Origin of the sequence: Acidovorax temperans (assembly GCF_028596105.1) — a bacterium.
In the GTDB taxonomy this organism is placed as follows: Bacteria; Pseudomonadota; Gammaproteobacteria; order Burkholderiales; family Burkholderiaceae_C; genus Acidovorax; species Acidovorax temperans.
Window position 1 is genome coordinate 1,649,906 of sequence record NZ_CP117193.1, and the last position, 16,554, is coordinate 1,666,459.

At 61.6% G+C, this 16,554-nt stretch carries 17 protein-coding genes; 12 read left to right on the forward strand and 5 right to left on the reverse strand.

What is annotated here, in order from left to right:
* Positions 1-3 precede the first annotated feature (3 nt).
* The 5 genes from PQV96_RS07835 to PQV96_RS07855 all read left to right on the forward strand — a co-directional run bounded on the left by PQV96_RS07835 (position 4) and on the right by PQV96_RS07855 (position 4,953).
* On the forward strand, positions 4-1,044 hold the full coding sequence (locus PQV96_RS07835; RefSeq protein ID WP_044395424.1) for an IS630 family transposase: 1,041 nt from the start codon (positions 4-6) through the stop codon (positions 1,042-1,044).
* A gap of 79 nt (positions 1,045-1,123) precedes the next feature.
* Positions 1,124-1,297, forward strand: coding sequence for a DUF2256 domain-containing protein (locus PQV96_RS07840; RefSeq protein WP_207374585.1), 174 nt, complete (start codon positions 1,124-1,126; stop codon positions 1,295-1,297).
* On the forward strand, positions 1,294-2,610 hold the full coding sequence (locus PQV96_RS07845) for a DASH family cryptochrome (protein WP_273624949.1): 1,317 nt from the start codon (positions 1,294-1,296) through the stop codon (positions 2,608-2,610). The genes PQV96_RS07840 and PQV96_RS07845 overlap by 4 nt, the downstream gene beginning before the upstream one ends.
* Positions 2,607-4,169, forward strand: coding sequence for a cryptochrome/photolyase family protein (locus PQV96_RS07850; protein WP_273624950.1), 1,563 nt, complete (start codon positions 2,607-2,609; stop codon positions 4,167-4,169). Before PQV96_RS07845 ends, PQV96_RS07850 begins: the two co-directional genes overlap by 4 nt.
* A 46-nt stretch (positions 4,170-4,215) precedes the next feature.
* A complete protein-coding gene (locus PQV96_RS07855) occupies positions 4,216-4,953 on the forward strand; it encodes an SDR family NAD(P)-dependent oxidoreductase (RefSeq protein WP_207374582.1) in 738 nt (245 codons plus the stop codon).
* Positions 4,954-5,050: 97 nt separating this feature from the next.
* Here the strand turns inward: PQV96_RS07855 and map are convergent, their stop codons facing one another.
* The gene (map, locus tag PQV96_RS07860; protein WP_207374581.1) at positions 5,051-5,851 is read right to left on the reverse strand and encodes a type I methionyl aminopeptidase; all 801 of its coding nucleotides are present in this window, start codon (positions 5,849-5,851) and stop codon (positions 5,051-5,053) included.
* The gene (locus tag PQV96_RS07865; protein WP_207374580.1) at positions 5,851-6,117 is read right to left on the reverse strand and encodes a ParD-like family protein; all 267 of its coding nucleotides are present in this window, start codon (positions 6,115-6,117) and stop codon (positions 5,851-5,853) included. Before PQV96_RS07865 ends, map begins: the two co-directional genes overlap by 1 nt.
* 146 nt (positions 6,118-6,263) lie before the next feature.
* Here PQV96_RS07865 and PQV96_RS07870 point away from each other — a divergent pair, with 146 nt between their 5' ends.
* The 3 genes from PQV96_RS07870 (at position 6,264) to PQV96_RS07880 (ending at position 8,038) form a co-directional block, all read left to right on the forward strand.
* Positions 6,264-6,656 (forward strand): YkvA family protein, encoded by a 393-nt coding sequence (locus tag PQV96_RS07870; RefSeq protein ID WP_207374579.1) that lies wholly within the window; start codon positions 6,264-6,266, stop codon positions 6,654-6,656.
* A 53-nt stretch (positions 6,657-6,709) separates the two neighbouring features.
* A complete protein-coding gene (locus PQV96_RS07875; RefSeq protein ID WP_337931894.1) occupies positions 6,710-6,955 on the forward strand; it encodes a glutathione S-transferase family protein in 246 nt (81 codons plus the stop codon).
* Between the two features lie 201 nt (positions 6,956-7,156).
* Complete coding sequence (locus PQV96_RS07880; RefSeq protein WP_207374577.1) at positions 7,157-8,038, forward strand: alpha/beta hydrolase; 882 nt, start codon at positions 7,157-7,159, stop codon at positions 8,036-8,038.
* Between the two features lie 373 nt (positions 8,039-8,411).
* On the opposite strand, the gene PQV96_RS07885 is transcribed toward PQV96_RS07880, so the two are convergent.
* The gene (locus PQV96_RS07885) at positions 8,412-9,476 is read right to left on the reverse strand and encodes an alkene reductase (protein ID WP_273624951.1); all 1,065 of its coding nucleotides are present in this window, start codon (positions 9,474-9,476) and stop codon (positions 8,412-8,414) included.
* A 75-nt stretch (positions 9,477-9,551) separates the two neighbouring features.
* Here PQV96_RS07885 and PQV96_RS07890 point away from each other — a divergent pair, with 75 nt between their 5' ends.
* Positions 9,552-10,592 (forward strand): IS630 family transposase, encoded by a 1,041-nt coding sequence (locus tag PQV96_RS07890; protein ID WP_044395424.1) that lies wholly within the window; start codon positions 9,552-9,554, stop codon positions 10,590-10,592.
* A gap of 231 nt (positions 10,593-10,823) precedes the next feature.
* On the opposite strand, the gene PQV96_RS07895 is transcribed toward PQV96_RS07890, so the two are convergent.
* Positions 10,824-11,837 carry a GlxA family transcriptional regulator gene (locus PQV96_RS07895; protein WP_207374608.1) on the reverse strand — a complete coding sequence of 338 codons (1,014 nt, stop codon included), beginning with the start codon at positions 11,835-11,837 and terminating at the stop codon, positions 10,824-10,826.
* Positions 11,838-11,903: 66 nt separating this feature from the next.
* Here PQV96_RS07895 and PQV96_RS07900 point away from each other — a divergent pair, with 66 nt between their 5' ends.
* Positions 11,904-12,206 carry a putative quinol monooxygenase gene (locus PQV96_RS07900; RefSeq protein ID WP_007182542.1) on the forward strand — a complete coding sequence of 101 codons (303 nt, stop codon included), beginning with the start codon at positions 11,904-11,906 and terminating at the stop codon, positions 12,204-12,206.
* Positions 12,207-12,799: 593 nt separating this feature from the next.
* On the opposite strand, the gene PQV96_RS07905 is transcribed toward PQV96_RS07900, so the two are convergent.
* Positions 12,800-13,664 (reverse strand): IS5 family transposase gene (locus PQV96_RS07905; RefSeq protein WP_273624952.1). Its coding sequence is split into 2 segments (ribosomal slippage): positions 12,800-13,247 and positions 13,246-13,664, totalling 867 coding nucleotides; the frame shifts between segments, so codons are not numbered across the junction.
* A 445-nt stretch (positions 13,665-14,109) separates the two neighbouring features.
* Here PQV96_RS07905 and PQV96_RS07910 point away from each other — a divergent pair.
* Both PQV96_RS07910 and PQV96_RS07915 read left to right on the forward strand, forming a co-directional pair.
* Positions 14,110-14,625: a chemotaxis protein CheW gene (locus PQV96_RS07910; RefSeq protein WP_207375715.1), complete on the forward strand. Its 516-nt coding sequence runs from the start codon at positions 14,110-14,112 to the stop codon at positions 14,623-14,625.
* Between the two features lie 236 nt (positions 14,626-14,861).
* Positions 14,862-16,535 carry a methyl-accepting chemotaxis protein gene (locus PQV96_RS07915; protein WP_273624953.1) on the forward strand — a complete coding sequence of 558 codons (1,674 nt, stop codon included), beginning with the start codon at positions 14,862-14,864 and terminating at the stop codon, positions 16,533-16,535.
* The last annotated feature ends 19 nt before the right edge of the window (positions 16,536-16,554 follow it).

A 16,554-nucleotide genomic window follows, 5' to 3' on the forward strand; every position in this document is an offset into this window, starting at 1 on the left:
AGCATGGACAAAGAAGACGCGAGATACCAAACCCTGGAGCAGCTTCACGAGCGGCGCAAGCAAGTCATCCGACTGCACAAACGGGGCATCAAAGTCATGGAACTGGTGCAGATGTCGGGCTTGAGCTACCCGGCTGTGCGCAAGGTGCTTGATCTGTTCGAGCAAGGCGGCTGGCCAGCCATCAAACCAGCCGGTCGTGGTCGCACGAAAGGCGATGCCCGATTGCTCACGCCCGAGCAAGAAGTCCACATCCAAAAGACCATCTGCGACAAACGTCCCGAGCAATTGAAGATGGACTTCTTCCTGTGGAGTCGCGCCGCCGTGATGCAGCTTATCGAACAGGAATGTGGCTTGAAATTGGGTGTGCGCACCGTGGGCAAATACCTGGCACGCTGGGGTTTCACCCCACAAAAGCCCATCAAGAAGGCATACGAACAACGCCCCGAAGCCGTCAAGGCCTGGCTAGATGAACACTACCCGGCCATCGAGGCCAAGGCCAAGGCTGAGGGCGGCGAAATCCACTGGGGCGATGAGACCGCACTGGTCAACACCGATGTACGCGGCAGGAGCTATGCACCAGCAGGTGAGACACCCGTGGCGTTCACGGTGGGCAGCACACGCCAGAAGCTGTCGATGATCGCCACGGTGACCAACCGGGGCAAGGCACGCTGGATGATCATTGACGAGGCCTTCAACAGCGACAAGTTGATTGAGTTCCTGGAGGCCTTGATCAAGGACGCGGGCAAGAAGGTGTTCCTGATCCTTGACAACCTGCGTGTACATCACAGCAAACCGGTCAAGGCGTGGCTGGCAGAGAGAAAGGAACAGATCGAGGTGTTCTACCTGCCCAGCTACAGCCCGGAACTCAACCCAGAAGAGCGTTTGAACGCCGACCTCAAGCAGGCCATGGGCAAGCGGGTCCCGGTCAGAACAAAGGCAAAACTGCGCGATGCGGCCAACGAACACATGGCCATGCTGGAGAAGTCACCCGAGCGGGTGATGAGCTACTTTCAGGATCCCCGCGTCAAATATGCCGCCGCTTGAGACTTCATGGGGCCGGAGCAATAGCGGCCAATCGCTGGCGCAGCAAGTGCTGCAGGTCCACTGAACCAAAGGGCCTGTTATGCGAATGCGCAAAAAACAAGACCTGCCGCAGAAAACCTGCCTGCATTGCGGACTGCCCTTCACCTGGCGCAAAAAGTGGGAAAAGGTGTGGGACGAGGTGAAGTACTGCTCTGACCGCTGCCGCAGCGAACGCAAGCGCACTGGCAACGCCGTAGGGGAGGGAGCCGCATGAGCACCGTGCTGTTCTGGTTCCGCAACGACCTGCGCCTGCACGACCAACCCGCGCTGTGCGCAGCGCTCACCAGCGGTGCTACCCACCTGCTGCCCGTGGTGTGCCTGCCTGCGCCCGATGAACGCACGTCCTGGGGCTTTGCCCGTGTGGGCGCACACCGCCGGGCCTTCACCGCCGCAGCGCTGCGTGGGTTGCAAGGGCAGATGAAAGCGTTGGGCAACCCACTGCTCATCTGCCAGGCCCCGCCCGCCAGAGCCTTGCCGCAACTGGCCCAGGCTGTGGGTGCCACCACCGTAGTGTGCGAAGACATTGCCGCCCCCTACGAGCAGGCTGAGGTGGCCGCACTGCGCGCTGCGGGCCTGCAAGTGCGCACGGTGTGGCACAGCAGCCTGCTGCCTCCGGTGCGCATGCCGTGGCCGGTAGACCAGCTGCCCGGCGTGTTCACCACCTTCCGCCAGAAGGTGGAGCGTGCAGGCATCACCCCCGCCGCGCCATTGCCCTTGCCCACGAAGCTGTTGCCGCCACCCGAGGTACCCGTGCCGGTGTTGCAAGCCGTGGGCGCAGAGCAGGGCGCTGCCAGCATCCAGCAAACCACACCGCCCCAGGGCAGCGACGCCCGCTCGTCCTTCCCCTACGGCACCGATGCCTGTGATGGCAGCGAGACTGCCGCGCTGGCCCACCTGGCCCAGTACTTGGCCCGCAAGCTGCCCCACAGCTACAAGGACACGCGCAACGGGCTCACGGGGCTGGATTACTCCAGCAAGTTCTCGCCCTGGCTGGCCACGGGGGCACTCTCGCCGCGCCAGATCTATGCCGATTTGAAAACCTTTGAGAATGAGCACGGCGCGAACGACGGCACCTACTGGCTGTGGTTTGAGCTGCTCTGGCGCGACTACTTTCGGCTGCTGCACCTGCAATACGGCGCAGCGCTGTACCGGGCGCGGGGGCTGTCAGAGCTGCCGCCCGCCCCACACAACCCACGCGGTTTTGAGCGCTGGTGCCGGGGCGATACCGGCCAGCCCCTGGTGGACGCCGCCATGCGCGAGCTGGCTGCCACCGGGTATCTGAGCAACCGCCTGCGCCAGGTGGTGGCCAGTTACCTCATCTATGACCTGCGGGGCGACTGGCGTGCAGGCGCGGCATGGTTTGAATCGCAACTGGTGGACTACGACGTGTACAGCAACCAGGCCAACTGGCTCTACATCGCCGGGCGCGGCACCGACCCGCGCGGAGGCCGCCGCTTCAACCCCATCAAGCAGGCGCAAGACCACGATGCCGACGGCAGCTACCGCCGACTGTGGGGCACGGCATGACCACGCAGCAATCCTCCACCCCACAGCGTGCCCACACGCTGCGCCTGCTGCTGGGCGACCAGCTCAACCCCGAGCATTCCTGGTTCGCCACGCAGGACGACGGTGTGGTCTATGTGCTGATGGAAGTGCGGCAAGAGACCGACTACGTGCTGCACCACGCGCAAAAAATCCTCGCGATCTTTGCTGCCATGCGCGACTTGGCCCGCCAGCTGCGCGAGGCGGGGCACCGCGTGCGCTATGTGGCGATTGACGATGCCAGTAACCGCCATTCCATCCCCGACAACCTGGCCGCCCTCATGGCCCATTACGGCGCGCACACGCTGCAATACCAGCACCCCGACGAATGGCGGCTGGACGAGCAACTGCGCACCTGGGGTGCAGAGCAAGCCTTTGCCGTGCAGGCTGTCAGCAGCGAACACTTCTACACCACCCGCACCGAAATGGGCGAGGTGTTCAAGGGCCGCAAGCAGTGGCTCATGGAGCACTTCTATCGCCGCATGCGCCAGCGCCACAGCGTGTTGATCGATGAGGCAGGCGAGCCCGAAGGCGGCCAGTGGAACTACGACCACGACAACCGCAAGCCCTGGCCCGGCACCCCCGCACTGCCGCCCGACGCCCGCCCCACGCACGACCACAGCGCCCTGTGGGCCACCCTCCAGGCCGCAGGCGTGCAAAGCTTTGGCAACCCGCAGGCCCACGCGCTGCGCTGGCCGCTGAACCGGGCCGAGGCACTGGCCTGGCTCGACCACTTCATCGCCACCACGCTGCCCGACTTTGGCGCGTATGAAGACGCCATGAGCACGAAAAGCGCGCGGCTCTTTCATTCCCTTCTGTCTTTCGCGCTCAACACCAAAATGCTGCGCCCGCACGAGGTGGTGCAGCGCGCCCAGGCCGCGTACCACGCGGGCGCTGCGCCGCTGCCTGCGGTGGAGGGCTTTATCCGCCAGATATTGGGTTGGCGCGAATATGTGCGCGGCATCTACTGGGCCCACATGCCCGGCTACGACGAGCGCAACGCCCTGGGCCACCACACGCCTCTGCCGGAGTGGTTCTGGACGGGCAAGACCAAAATGCGCTGCATGCAGCACGCCGTGGGCCAGTCGCTGGAGCATGCGTATGCCCACCACATCCAGCGCCTCATGGTCATCGGCAACTTTGCGCTGCTGGCGGGGCTGGAGCCCGCTGCCGTGCACCGCTGGTACCTGGGCGTGTACATCGACGCCTTCGAATGGGTGGAAGTGCCCAACACCGTGGGCATGAGCCAGTTTGCCGATGGCGGCCTGCTGGCCACCAAACCCTATGTGAGCAGCGCTGCCTACATCGACCGGATGAGCGACTACTGCAGCGGCTGTCACTACGACAAGAAGCAGAAAGTGGGTGAGCGCGCCTGCCCGTACAACGCGCTGTACTGGGACTTTTTTGCGCGCAACGAAGGCACGCTGGGCAATAACTTCCGCCTGGGCATGGTGTATCGCCAGTTGCAGAAGATGCAGGGCCCGCAGCTGGATGCGCTGCGTGAGCATGCGGCCAGCTTGCGCACGCGGCTGGATGCGCTGTAGTCCGTTTGCCTCACCATCTCAAGAACCCTCACCGCAGGACTGCGCCATGTCTCAAGCTCAACCCGCTGCAAGCCCGTTCACCTCTTTGCAGTCATTGCCCGACGGCTACCGCGCCCTCGTCATCGGCGCCACCGGCGCCATCGGCAGCGCCTTCCTCGCCCACCTGCAATCCGACCCACGCTGCGCCCTGGCTGTTGGCTTGGGCCGCCACACTCAACCAGCGGTCGATCTGGACTACGAGGCGACCATCGCCGCTGCCGCGCAGCAGCTCAAGGCCCAGGGCCCGTGGCATTGCATCATCCACGCCGCAGGCCTGCTGCATGGCCCCCATGGTATGCCCGAAAAGCGCCTGGGCCAGTTGAACTGCGCGCAGATGGAAGCCACCTTCCGCGCCAACACCTTCGGCCCCGCGCTGGTGCTGGCCCATTTCGCACCGCTGTTGCCCAAGCAAGGGCGCGGCCTGCTGGCCGTGCTCTCGGCCAAGGTGGGCAGCATTGGCGACAACCGCCTGGGCGGCTGGTACAGCTACCGCGCCAGCAAGGCCGCGCTCAACATGCTGGTCAAAACGGCGTCCATCGAAGTGGCCCGCACCCACCCGCAGGCCGTGCTGGTGGCGCTGCACCCCGGCACCGTCAACTCGGCGCTGTCGGCTCCGTTCAACGGGGCAGAAATTGGACGACCAGCCGCGGATGCGGCGGGGGACATGCTGCGGGCGCTTGACGGGCTGCCAGCGGAGCAAACCGGCAGCTTTCACGCCTACAGCGGCGAGCCACTGCCGTGGTGAGTCATGCTGCGGTTTGCTATCTTTTTGATATGGCTCGCGCGCTCCCCTCAAGCGCTGGCGGCCGATTTGCCTTGAATGCCCGCGCCAGTGGATTCGATCAAATGGGCGGATAGACGCCAGTGCCGCCCGGCCACGCGGTGAGCACCTCAAACCCGCTGTCGGTTACGGCCACCATGTGTTCCCACTGGGCAGAGAGTGACCGGTCCTGCGTCACCACCGTCCAGCCATCGGCCAGCTCTTTGGTTTCGCGCTGGCCTGCGTTGAGCATGGGCTCGATGGTGAAGACCATGCCTGCCTCCAGCCGCAGCCCCTGGCCGCGCCGCCCGTAGTGCAGCACCTGGGGTTCGTCGTGGTACACGGTGCCAATGCCGTGGCCGCAGTATTCGCGCACCACGCTGAAGTTCTCGCGGTGCGCTACAGCGGCAATGGCGTGGCCCACATCGCCCAGCGTGGCGCCGGGCTTCACTTCGCGAATGCCTGCGCACAGCGCTTCGTACGTGGTGTGCACCAGCCGCTGTGCCAGCGTGCTGGGCGTGCCCACGCAGAACATGCGGCTGGTGTCGCCGTACCAGCCGTCTTTTTCCACCGCCACATCAATGTTCACGATGTCGCCCTTTTTCAGCACCTGCTGGGGCGACGGGATGCCGTGGCACACGACATGGTTCACCGAGGTGAGCACCGTCTTGGGGTAACCCAGGTAGCCCACATTGGCAGGCCGCGCGCCTTGCACGTTGACGATGTGGTCATGGCACAACTGATCCAGCGCCTCGGTGGTCACGCCCGGCACCACATGCGGCTCGATCATGGCCAGCACTTCGGCGGCCAACTGCGCCGCTTGGCGCGCCTTCACCAATTCATCGGCCGAGCGAATCGGCACCCCACGGTCTGTGCGCGCCATCAGTGCTGCTTTCCTGTGCGGGCGGGGGCTGCGGTTGCCACCTTGTCCAGCTCGCCCCGCGCAGCCAGTGCTACATCCAGGCCACCAGCCAGCTCGGCGCGCACCAGCATCTGACAAATCTCGCGGTGGTCCAGGTCGGGGTACATCTCGGCCAGCATGCCGACACGCATCCAATGCTCGGCCTGGGAGTTGATGGAACGGCTCAATGCGTTACTGGCCAAGCGCAGGTTCTCGTGCATTTGATCGGAAATTTTGACGATGCCCATTGTCTAAAAAATATGTAAAACGCATATTAATTGTAAATGTTTTGCTTATTCTTGCTGGGGCAATGCAGACTCCGCATGGCAAGGGTGGTGATGCCAGGGCTGGGGCATCATTGGCTCTGTGCCCAGTGGCACTTTGAGAGATCGGCATGGGCATCAGCGACGCATTGAGAATGTGGGCCAAGCGCATCAAGCGCGATGGGGTCACCCTGTGGTTTGCTGGCAAGCACCCCAAGACGCCTTGGTATGCCAAGGCGCTCGGGTTGTTTGTGGTGGCGTATGCGCTGAGCCCGATTGACTTGATCCCTGACTTCATCCCGGTGCTGGGCTATGTGGACGATGTGCTGCTGCTGCCGGGCTTGATCTGGCTGACGTTGCAGCTGTTGCCGCCCGATGTGCTGACCGAGTGCCGTGGCCAAGCCGATGTCTGGATGCAGACCCAGGGCGCCAAGCCCCGCAGCATGGCAGGGGCGGTGCTGGCGGTGGCGTTGTGGCTGTTGGTGGGGGCCGCTTTGTGGGTGTGGTTGCGGCCCCTGGGTTGAAGGCTAATGTCCAGTGATGGGCGCTTGCGGTGATGGGCTGGCTGAAAGGGCGCATGGACAACGCCTTTGGCATCGTCAACCAGCACGTGGTCAACCGGGCCTTCATGGTGGGCGATCAGCCCACCATGGCTGACTTTTCTCCGTGCGGTTACATGTTCTACCCGCTGGAAGAAAGCGGCTACGACGTGGCCGCGAGCTACCCCCACATTCATGCGTGGCTGCAGCGCCTGCGCCAACTGCCCGGATGGGCCAGCCCCTACGAAATGCTGCCTGGTGAGCGCATCCTGCCCAAGTGGTAACGGGGTAATCGGCAACGGGTAGCAGGGTCAAAAAATTGCAGTGGCAGTGGCCGCAAATCTGTCATGGCCGGTTTCGCGCGCCACGCCGCTGCAGCACGTAGGCCAGCGCCATAGCCATGGCCTACTGCACAGCGCCCCCGCATCAGGCGGCGATGATGCGCAAGCGACAGCGCGGCCCCATCACTGTGCCAGAATGAAGTGATGAGCACCACCTCCTCCTTCCAGTCCAACGCCGACGGCACCCGTATCACCACGTACACCTGGGTCGAAACCCCGGGCCAACCGGTGGGCGTCGTCCAAATCTCCCACGGCCTTGCTGAACATGGCGAGCGCTACGACCGCTTTGCCCGTGCCCTCAACGCCGCAGGCTTCATCGTCCATGCTGTGGACCATCGCGGCCACGGGCGCACGGCAGGTGGCAAGCTGGGTGACTTTGGCAGCGCTGGCTTCAGCGGCCTCATTGCCGACGTGGCCCAGTTCGGCGCACTGCTGCGCGCGCAGCATGGGCCGCAGCTTCCGCTCTTTCTGTTCGGCCACTCCATGGGCTCGTTCGCAGCGCAGGCGGCCATCATTGACCATTCATCCACCTGGTCCGGCGTCATCCTGTCAGGCTCCACAGCCCTCGACCTGTTTGCTGCCGCCATGGCCAATGCGCCTGCTGATGCCCCCGCCGGGCTCGCGGCCTTCAACGCAGGCTTTGAGCACCGCACCGGCTACGAATGGCTGTCGCGCGACGCTGCTGAGGTCGATGCCTACGTGGCCGACCCGTGGTGCGGGTGGGACGTGCCACCCGACGTGATCCCCTCACTCTTCGCCCCCGCGCCGCGGCTGGCCGACCCCGCACAACTCGCGTGCATCCGCAGCGACCTGCCCATCCTCATCGCATCCGGCGACGCAGACCCGCTGGCCGCAGGCGGGGTGTTGTTGGAGCAACTGGGGCAGCGGTATCGCGATGCCGGTGTGGCCGATGTGACGGTAAAGCTGTACCCGGCCGCGCGGCATGAGATCTTGAATGAGACGAATCGGGATGAGGTGACGGGGGATGTTGCGGCGTGGCTGCGGGCGCATACGGGTCTGGCGTAGTCGGTACCCGATCCCTGTGAAATAGGCAGGTTTTGGGCAAGTAACCAGGGGGTAGTGGCTGGCTGCTCCCGGCCCAAAGCAGAAGATCACGTTTGCATCTCGAGCCGCCGGTAAGCAGCGGCGGGCAGCCGTTCGCGGCCTAACCGTCACCGCAGGATGGGAGCATAGTGCGGCCTCGGTACAGTTTGAACCGGAAACGATGTACGTCGTACGAGTTCGGCGTGCGGCGAAGCAAACCGAGGCAATTTATCCATTAAAGATCGTGATGGCGCACAACACTCGGTAGACGCCATCGATTCACAGCTTCGCAAGATCGAAGGGCAGAGCCTTGGGTATAAAGTGGCTCGTTTCTTCGATCTTTTGGGGCGGTGATTTATGCGACCTGCAGTGTCGGATAGTCTGTATAGCCCTTGGCGCCACCTGTGTAGAACGTGTTGGGGTCAGGCGCGTTCAGCGGTGCCTTGGCTCTGATGCGTGCGGGCAGGTCCGGATTAGCCAGGAAGGCGGTGCCAAAGGCCACAGCGTCAAGCTTACCTTCGGCAATGGCTGCCTCTGCCTCATCAGCGCTGTACCCCATATTGCCCACCAACACACCCTTGTACTTTTCACGCGCCACGGGCATGACATCGGCCTTCTGCACGCCGAAGAAATCGGCGCGCATCACGTGCAGGTAGGCCAGCTTGAAGGCATTGAGCCTATCGGCCAGGAAGCCGATGAGGGCCAGCGGGTCGCTGTCCTTCATGCTGTTGTAGCTGTTGAGCGGCGACAGGCGCAGCCCCACGCGCTCGGAGCCGATGGCCTGGGTCACGGCGGTGAGCACCTCGAACAGGAAGCGGGCGCGGTTCTCCAGCGAGCCACCGTAGGCATCGGTGCGCTGGTTGGGCGTGTCGCGCAGGAACTGGTCAATCAGGTAGCCGTTGGCGCCATGCACTTCCACGCCATCAAAGCCGGCGGCAATGGCGTTGCGCGCACCTTGAGCAAACGCAGCCACGATGCCGGGAATTTCTTCGACGGTCAGGGGGTGGGGCACCGCGTGCGGCACCTTGCCTTGGGGCGTGTGAATCTCACCCTCAATAGCGGTGGCGACGCTGGAGACAATGGGGGCGCCATCGGCAGCGCCAGGGTAGGCTGCGCGGCCAGCGTGCCAGATCTGCATGAAGATGCGTCCGCCCTTGGCGTGCACCGCGTCGGTCACCTGCCTCCAGGCTGCAATCTGCGCGTCGTTGTAGATGCCAGGCTCATTGACGAAGGCCGATGTACCGGGCGCCACCATGGTGCATTCGGAAATCAGCAGGCCGGCGGTGGCTCGCTGGCTGTAGTACTCGGCCATCAGCGCGTTGGGCATGTGGCCAGCGTCGGCACGGGCGCGTGTCAGTGGTGCCAGAAGGATGCGGTTGGGCAGGGTGAGAGAACCTACTTGAAGTGGATTGAATAACATGTGGATGAAACCCCAGATTATTGATCGGGCCCCATAAAGATTGAACTTTCTGCTGATTTTCGCGTTCGAAGCAGCATGGACAAAGAAGACGCGAGATACCAAACCCTGGAGCAGCTTCACGAGCGGCGCAAGCAAGTCATCCGACTGCACAAACGGGGCATCAAAGTCATGGAACTGGTGCAGATGTCGGGCTTGAGCTACCCGGCTGTGCGCAAGGTGCTTGATCTGTTCGAGCAAGGCGGCTGGCCAGCCATCAAACCAGCCGGTCGTGGTCGCACGAAAGGCGATGCCCGATTGCTCACGCCCGAGCAAGAAGTCCACATCCAAAAGACCATCTGCGACAAACGTCCCGAGCAATTGAAGATGGACTTCTTCCTGTGGAGTCGCGCCGCCGTGATGCAGCTTATCGAACAGGAATGTGGCTTGAAATTGGGTGTGCGCACCGTGGGCAAATACCTGGCACGCTGGGGTTTCACCCCACAAAAGCCCATCAAGAAGGCATACGAACAACGCCCCGAAGCCGTCAAGGCCTGGCTAGATGAACACTACCCGGCCATCGAGGCCAAGGCCAAGGCTGAGGGCGGCGAAATCCACTGGGGCGATGAGACCGCACTGGTCAACACCGATGTACGCGGCAGGAGCTATGCACCAGCAGGTGAGACACCCGTGGCGTTCACGGTGGGCAGCACACGCCAGAAGCTGTCGATGATCGCCACGGTGACCAACCGGGGCAAGGCACGCTGGATGATCATTGACGAGGCCTTCAACAGCGACAAGTTGATTGAGTTCCTGGAGGCCTTGATCAAGGACGCGGGCAAGAAGGTGTTCCTGATCCTTGACAACCTGCGTGTACATCACAGCAAACCGGTCAAGGCGTGGCTGGCAGAGAGAAAGGAACAGATCGAGGTGTTCTACCTGCCCAGCTACAGCCCGGAACTCAACCCAGAAGAGCGTTTGAACGCCGACCTCAAGCAGGCCATGGGCAAGCGGGTCCCGGTCAGAACAAAGGCAAAACTGCGCGATGCGGCCAACGAACACATGGCCATGCTGGAGAAGTCACCCGAGCGGGTGATGAGCTACTTTCAGGATCCCCGCGTCAAATATGCCGCCGCTTGAGACTTCATGGGGCCGGAGCAATAGTGAACAGAAAACAGTGGTAAAGCCTACAGTATTCCCAATACTCACACCTTTGAAAGGTCACTGAACTTTGAAAGGTCACTGAAGACTGCTTTGGCACGGCTGGTGCTTTTGCACCCAACGCACGATGTAGTAGACGCAAGTGGGTAAGCCTTTGCTTCCGACAGTTTCGCGGCTGTCTCCAGCCGTATATGCACCAAACGCCTTTGGTCATCCACCGCGTCGCAACTCCATGACACCCCGGCCCAGCTTGCGGCGCAACAGGGCCCGCAGGGTCACCCCATCCGAGTACCCGACCTGTGCGGCGACCTGGTCGACGCTGGCGTTCCCGGTGCGCAAGAGATGCACGGCATGCTCCACGCGCAGGTCCTGGAAATACGACAGCGGTGTCTTTCCCAAAACGCTTTGCAGCCGCCGCGCCAAGGTGCGCTCGCTTGTGCCCGCGGCGCTGGCCGCCTCGGCCAGCGAGAACCCCTGCGCGAGCCGACGTCTGGCCCAGCACTCGAAGCGCTCCACCATCGGGTCGGCATGCGCAAGGTGGTCGGGAATCACGAACTCGGCTTGCGAACTGCGTGTCTCGACCAGCAGATAGCGTGCCACCAGGGCCGCCAGCGCCGGACTGCGCCCTCGGATGATGCGCAAGGCCAAGTCGACGTGGGCCAAAGCGGCACCCGCGGTGGTGAAGCGTGTCGAGTTCACGATCATGCGTGACTCGTCCAGCGCGACGTTCGGATAGCGCTGCCGAAACATCGGCCCCAGCCACCATGACGTCGTCGCACGATGCCCATCAAGCAGGCCACTCTCTGCAAGCAAGAAACTACCGGAGCAAGCGGCACCAAGGTGCGCGCCAGCGGTGGACCACTGCTGTAGCGCCGCGACCGCGTCGGGCACATCGGGGCGTGTGAGCCGAGCCGAGAGCGTGTCAGGCATCTTGTCGCCAAACGCGGGCACGAGCACGACGTCTGGTTCGGGCACACCACGCGCAGTGACCACGGGCACCGTCAAGCCTTGCGCCGTTCGGATGCGACGCCGCACACCCACCAGCGTGAGCTCTATGCGAGAGGGAGCCTGTGGCAGCGAGCCCGCCATCGCATTGGCTAAGCCCACTGTGTCAGTGAGCGCCGCAAGCCCCAGATCAAACACGCCATCACAAACAAGGAGGTGGAGTTTCATGGCAACAATGATATCAATGTTGTCATTATTGCCTATAGAGATGTCTGTCAGAAAGACTTAGACTGCAGCTTCGTCGATCCCTTCATCCACTTTTCCATTTACCCAAAGGAATACAGCATGACCAAGCTCGCCTTGTTTGTTCGCCTCGAAGCTAAACCCGGCCAGGAGGCTGCGCTTGCCGACTTCCTGGCCAGCGCACTGCCGCTCGCCAACGCCGAGTCCGGCACCACGGCCTGGTTCGCATTGAAGTTTGGCCCTTCGACCTTCGGTGTGTTCGACGCCTTCGCCGATGAGGCAGGTCGCCAGGCACATCTGAACGGCCAGATCGCCGCGGCCTTGATGGCCAACGCCGCGACCTTGCTCAGTTCTCCGCCCAATATCGAGAAGGTCGAACTGCTTGCAGCCAAACTGCCTGCATGACAACCCGGCCTTGACCCCATCAGGTCACGCTGCAGGATAGGCGTCACACGGCCCTGCGCGGCGCTACCCCTCGATTGACCGGTGGGGATCAAGGCATGTGGACAGGCTGCTCGTGGCGAATGACTCAGTCTGGCGTTCATAGCCGCTAACAAAACCATGTCACCGTCAAACACCTGATCGGCGTTTGACGCTGCATGGCGCGTTACAAGAACAATGAGCTCAGCGCCGCGCTGTTCAAGAAAATCGCACCGCCGTTGCCGGTAGTCACACCCTCGGCCCAGGGCGGTCGAGCGCGGGTGCCGGACCCCAGCGCTTTTAGAGCCTGTTTACGATCTCGCAGGGGATCGCGTTGGAGCGCAATCGGGATGAGTGGATGCTTCGTATGCGCCGCATGGGCTGCTGCCCATGCAAGCAGCCCGAGCATTCAATCACCCGATTTCGCTCCAACCCTTCGGGCAGTGGTCCTTGCGGGTGGTCTGCGGCGTTGCGGCGCTTGCCAATAGCCAAGCTATTGGATGCACCCCGCGCCTTGCATACCAGCCCGCCAAGACCGCTGCGCGACCCCTGAGAGATCGTAAACAGGCTCTTAGAATTTATCCGTAAATAATATTGACAGGTAGACTGATCTTTCGCAAGGTGATGATGGCAGCGGCCAGATGGTTAAGCGCGAGAAACGTGTGCCCCAGCTTTTCGTAGCGCACGAGCAGCTTGCGGAATCTGTTGAACCACCCATGGCATGCCTCCACCACCCAGCGGCGCGCCTTCTTCTGCGGATTGCGTTTCTTGCGCTCTGCCTCGCTCTTGCGGCCCACTACATGCGGGATATAGCCGTGGGCCAGGATGATCTTCATGGCGTTCTTTCCCCGGTAGCCGGCATCAGCGCATAGGTGCTTGCTGCGTCGCTGCTTGGGTGTGGGGCGCTTGATCATGCAGGACGCCAGCACGGCCTCAAGTTGCGTCACGTCGTGCGCGTTGGCCCCGGTCACGACGAGTGACAACGGGACGCCACGCCCGTCCACCAGCAGGTGACGCTTGCCGCCCTTTTTTCCCCCGATCCGTCGGGTTGCGCCCCACAGCCTCTTGCGCCAGTGGCGCCTTGAACATGGCCCCATCAATGCTTTGCCAGCGCCAAGCAACGCCTTCGAAATCATCGTACTCAGCAAGGCCTGCACGCCACAGGTTCTCAAAGAACCCGGCCTTGGACCACAGCATGAACTTCTGATGGATCGCGCTGGCGCTGCCGAAGCGCTCAGCAGGCAATGCCTTCCATTGGCAGCCAGTGCGCAGCACATACATGATGGCCTCGAACACCAGCCGTGGCGGTTTGCTCGGGCGGCCCGCTCCGGCTGCGCGCTTGTACTGCTTGTCAGGATCGCGCGCAGGCTGTGGCACCAGCGGCTCCACCCGGCTCCAGAACTCGTCCGTCACTTCCCACGAATTGGCATGCGCCTTGGCCATCTACACCTCCTGCGCCGCATCACGGGCGAATTAGGAACATAGTTTAATTTACGGATAGATCCTTATTCAAAACAGATGGATAGGTGCCAACAATGTAAGCAGGTTGGCTGTAAACATCAATTGGAATCAAAAAATCGCGTTCCTTGCCTTTTACCGGTCGGGGGCCAGGGGGATCGACGAATGGTTGTCGCGCGGCGCCGCAGAGTTAGACGACTGCGTGGCAGACCCGTGGTATTGCTGAAACGCGTTTGTCCCCTAAAACACTGAGAACACTCACCTGTAAAAGTACGCAAAACAAGCCGGCCAATGGCAGCTCATTGGCTATAAAAGTGCAAACTTGAAAAGTAATTGATAAAAAAATTATAAAAATCATTGGAAGAAAGATTGTAAAAATCACGTACATCAATTAATGTTCATCACATCTATCACAAAGTAAAGGTGAGCGATGAAATCTGAGCTGACCTCCTTGGCGATCGCCGCTGAGCCGTCGAGGGCCCCTCCAGCTGCCGGGGAGTACCTCGCGTTTCGCCTCGGCGTAGAAGCGTATGGCGTCAACATCCTCGGCATCCAGGAAATCCGCTTTTATGAGCAGCCCACGCGCATCGCCGGATCACCTCCCCATGTGCGTGGCATCTTGGACCTTTGCGGTGTGAGCGTCCCGGTTCTCGATTTGCGCGTGTGGCTCGGTCTCGATGCCCAACTTGATGCAGCCACGGTCACCGTTGTGCTGACACCGGAGGATCAGCACCCGGTTGGCCTGGTCGTCGACTCAGTTTCCGACGTGGTTGCTCTGCAGGCGGAGCAGTTGCGAGCTATGCCCACATTGAGCGAACGCAGAGAAGCTCACTACATCCAGGGTCTGGCCTGCATCACGCAGGAGGGGCTGAAACGTACCCTGCTACTTCTCGACATCCCCCAATTGATGACCCGTGTCCAAAGCGGCATCCCCGAAACCTGTTGAGAGCATTTGCCATGAACGTCCACAACACGACCGTGCGCTCCCAACTGACCTTGGACAGCGCGATCAATACCGCTGCCGCGTGCATCGCTTGGCTTGTATGGATCCGCACCGATCCCTAGCAGCTGCAGACGCTGCCGGTGTGGCGGACAGCTGGGAGAGTTTTTGAAATGCCGTGATACCCCAGGCACGTCTCCTTTCACTCATCGCATCCCCCAAAAAATCACCAACACAACATCATGAAAAACAACCAACCCGTCACCCAACGAGAATTCGACTACGACGATGACGTCACCCTCATGTCGATGACCGACACCCAAAGCTGCGTGACCTACGCAAACTCCGCGTTCATACAGGTCAGCGGCTTTGAGCGCGACGAGCTCATTGGCAAACCCCACAATTTGGTGCGTCATCCGGACATGCCTAAGGAAGCGTTCGCTGATATGTGGAGGACCCTGAAGGAGGGACAATCGTGGTCAGCGCTGGTAAAAAACCGCCGAAAAAATGGTGATCACTACTGGGTGCGGGCCAATGCGACACCCGTGCATCGCAACAACCAACTGGTCGGCTACATGTCAGTGCGCACCAAGCCTTCTCGGCATGAGATAGAGGCGGCGGAAGCTCTCTACCGCGATATGCGGGAAGGCCGGGCGGGAAACCGCAAGCTGTTCAAAGGGATTCTCGTACGCACAGGGGTAATGCGTTGGGCCTCGATTCTGCAAACCGCCTCGGTTACCTGGCGCCTGGGCGCAGCTGCAATGGCCAGCGCCGGTGTGGTTGCAGCAGTTTCTCTGGCAGCTGGACTCTCTGCAGGGGCTCTGGGCATTGTCGCAGGGACGGCTACTATAGCCGCCCTGGCCAACTTCTTGTGGCTGCGCGCGCAGGTTGCGGTGCCATTGGCTACCGTACTTCGTGTGGCGCAGTCTGCCGCCATGGGCAGTCCGGAGAGGAATGTTTCGCTCAACCGCGTTGATGAGATTGGCATGCTGCTAAGAGCCGTCAATCAGTCCGCCCTCAACTTGCGTTCACTGGTGGACGATGTCAGCGTGCAGACCCAGGGGATGGATATAGCTTGCAGTGAAATCTCCTCCGGTAATGACGACCTCAGCGTTCGCACTGAGCAGACAGCTAGCTCACTAGAAGAAACATCTGCTTCGATGGAGGAGCTTGGTGCTACGGTCAAGCAGAACGCCGAAAACGCCAGTCAAGCCAATCAACTCGCAGCCAGCGCGTCTGTTGTCGCGGTGAGGTGTGGAGACGTGGTGAACCAGGTGGTCGAAACGATGCAGGGTATCAACGAAAGCTCTAGACGCATCGGCGACATCATTAGCGTGATTGATGGCATTGCCTTCCAGACCAATATCCTGGCCCTCAATGCTGCGGTTGAGGCGGCAAGGGCTGGTGAGCAAGGTCGGGGATTCGCCGTGGTGGCTACCGAAGTTCGCAGTCTGGCTGGCCGTTCAGCCGAGGCCGCCAAGCAGATCAGGGCGTTGATCTCAGCGAGTGTCGCCCGCGTCGAGGAAGGCTCAGTGCTTGCAGATAAGGCGGGAGCAACGATGACCGAGGTAGTTGGCAGCATCAACCGCGTTGCGTCCATCGTAGGAGAAATAAGCTTGGCTAGTGCCGAACAGAGTTCCGGGGTAGCCCAAGTTGGAGAAGCAGTGGGTCATATGGACCAGGCTACACAGCAAAACGCAGCCTTGGTCGAACAAAGCGCCGCAGCAGCGGCCAGTTTGAAGCAGCGAGCGCGCGAGCTTGTAGAAGCCGTGGGTGTTTTCACGCACGCGAAGCAAGATTTTCCGCAAACCAGTTTGCCGAGCCAACGAACAGCGGAAGTGCGCCTTGCGAATCATAGGACTCTTGAAAACCGTGGTCGCCATGCTCAGGGGACCAAGTACTTGTCCTTCACCTGAGCCAGTTTCATAGTTGTGC

Coding starts and splice junctions, on each gene's coding strand:
- PQV96_RS07835 (WP_044395424.1), top strand. CDS start 4: ATGGACAAAGAAGACGCGAGATACCAAACCCTGGAGCAGCTTCACGAG.
- PQV96_RS07840 (WP_207374585.1), top strand. CDS start 1,124: ATGCGAATGCGCAAAAAACAAGACCTGCCGCAGAAAACCTGCCTGCAT.
- PQV96_RS07845 (WP_273624949.1), top strand. CDS start 1,294: ATGAGCACCGTGCTGTTCTGGTTCCGCAACGACCTGCGCCTGCACGAC.
- PQV96_RS07850 (WP_273624950.1), top strand. CDS start 2,607: ATGACCACGCAGCAATCCTCCACCCCACAGCGTGCCCACACGCTGCGC.
- PQV96_RS07855 (WP_207374582.1), top strand. CDS start 4,216: ATGTCTCAAGCTCAACCCGCTGCAAGCCCGTTCACCTCTTTGCAGTCA.
- map (WP_207374581.1), bottom strand. CDS start 5,851: ATGGCGCGCACAGACCGTGGGGTGCCGATTCGCTCGGCCGATGAATTG.
- PQV96_RS07865 (WP_207374580.1), bottom strand. CDS start 6,117: ATGGGCATCGTCAAAATTTCCGATCAAATGCACGAGAACCTGCGCTTG.
- PQV96_RS07870 (WP_207374579.1), top strand. CDS start 6,264: ATGGGCATCAGCGACGCATTGAGAATGTGGGCCAAGCGCATCAAGCGC.
- PQV96_RS07875 (WP_337931894.1), top strand. CDS start 6,710: ATGGACAACGCCTTTGGCATCGTCAACCAGCACGTGGTCAACCGGGCC.
- PQV96_RS07880 (WP_207374577.1), top strand. CDS start 7,157: ATGAGCACCACCTCCTCCTTCCAGTCCAACGCCGACGGCACCCGTATC.
- PQV96_RS07885 (WP_273624951.1), bottom strand. CDS start 9,476: ATGTTATTCAATCCACTTCAAGTAGGTTCTCTCACCCTGCCCAACCGC.
- PQV96_RS07890 (WP_044395424.1), top strand. CDS start 9,552: ATGGACAAAGAAGACGCGAGATACCAAACCCTGGAGCAGCTTCACGAG.
- PQV96_RS07900 (WP_007182542.1), top strand. CDS start 11,904: ATGACCAAGCTCGCCTTGTTTGTTCGCCTCGAAGCTAAACCCGGCCAG.
- PQV96_RS07910 (WP_207375715.1), top strand. CDS start 14,110: ATGAAATCTGAGCTGACCTCCTTGGCGATCGCCGCTGAGCCGTCGAGG.
- PQV96_RS07915 (WP_273624953.1), top strand. CDS start 14,862: ATGAAAAACAACCAACCCGTCACCCAACGAGAATTCGACTACGACGAT.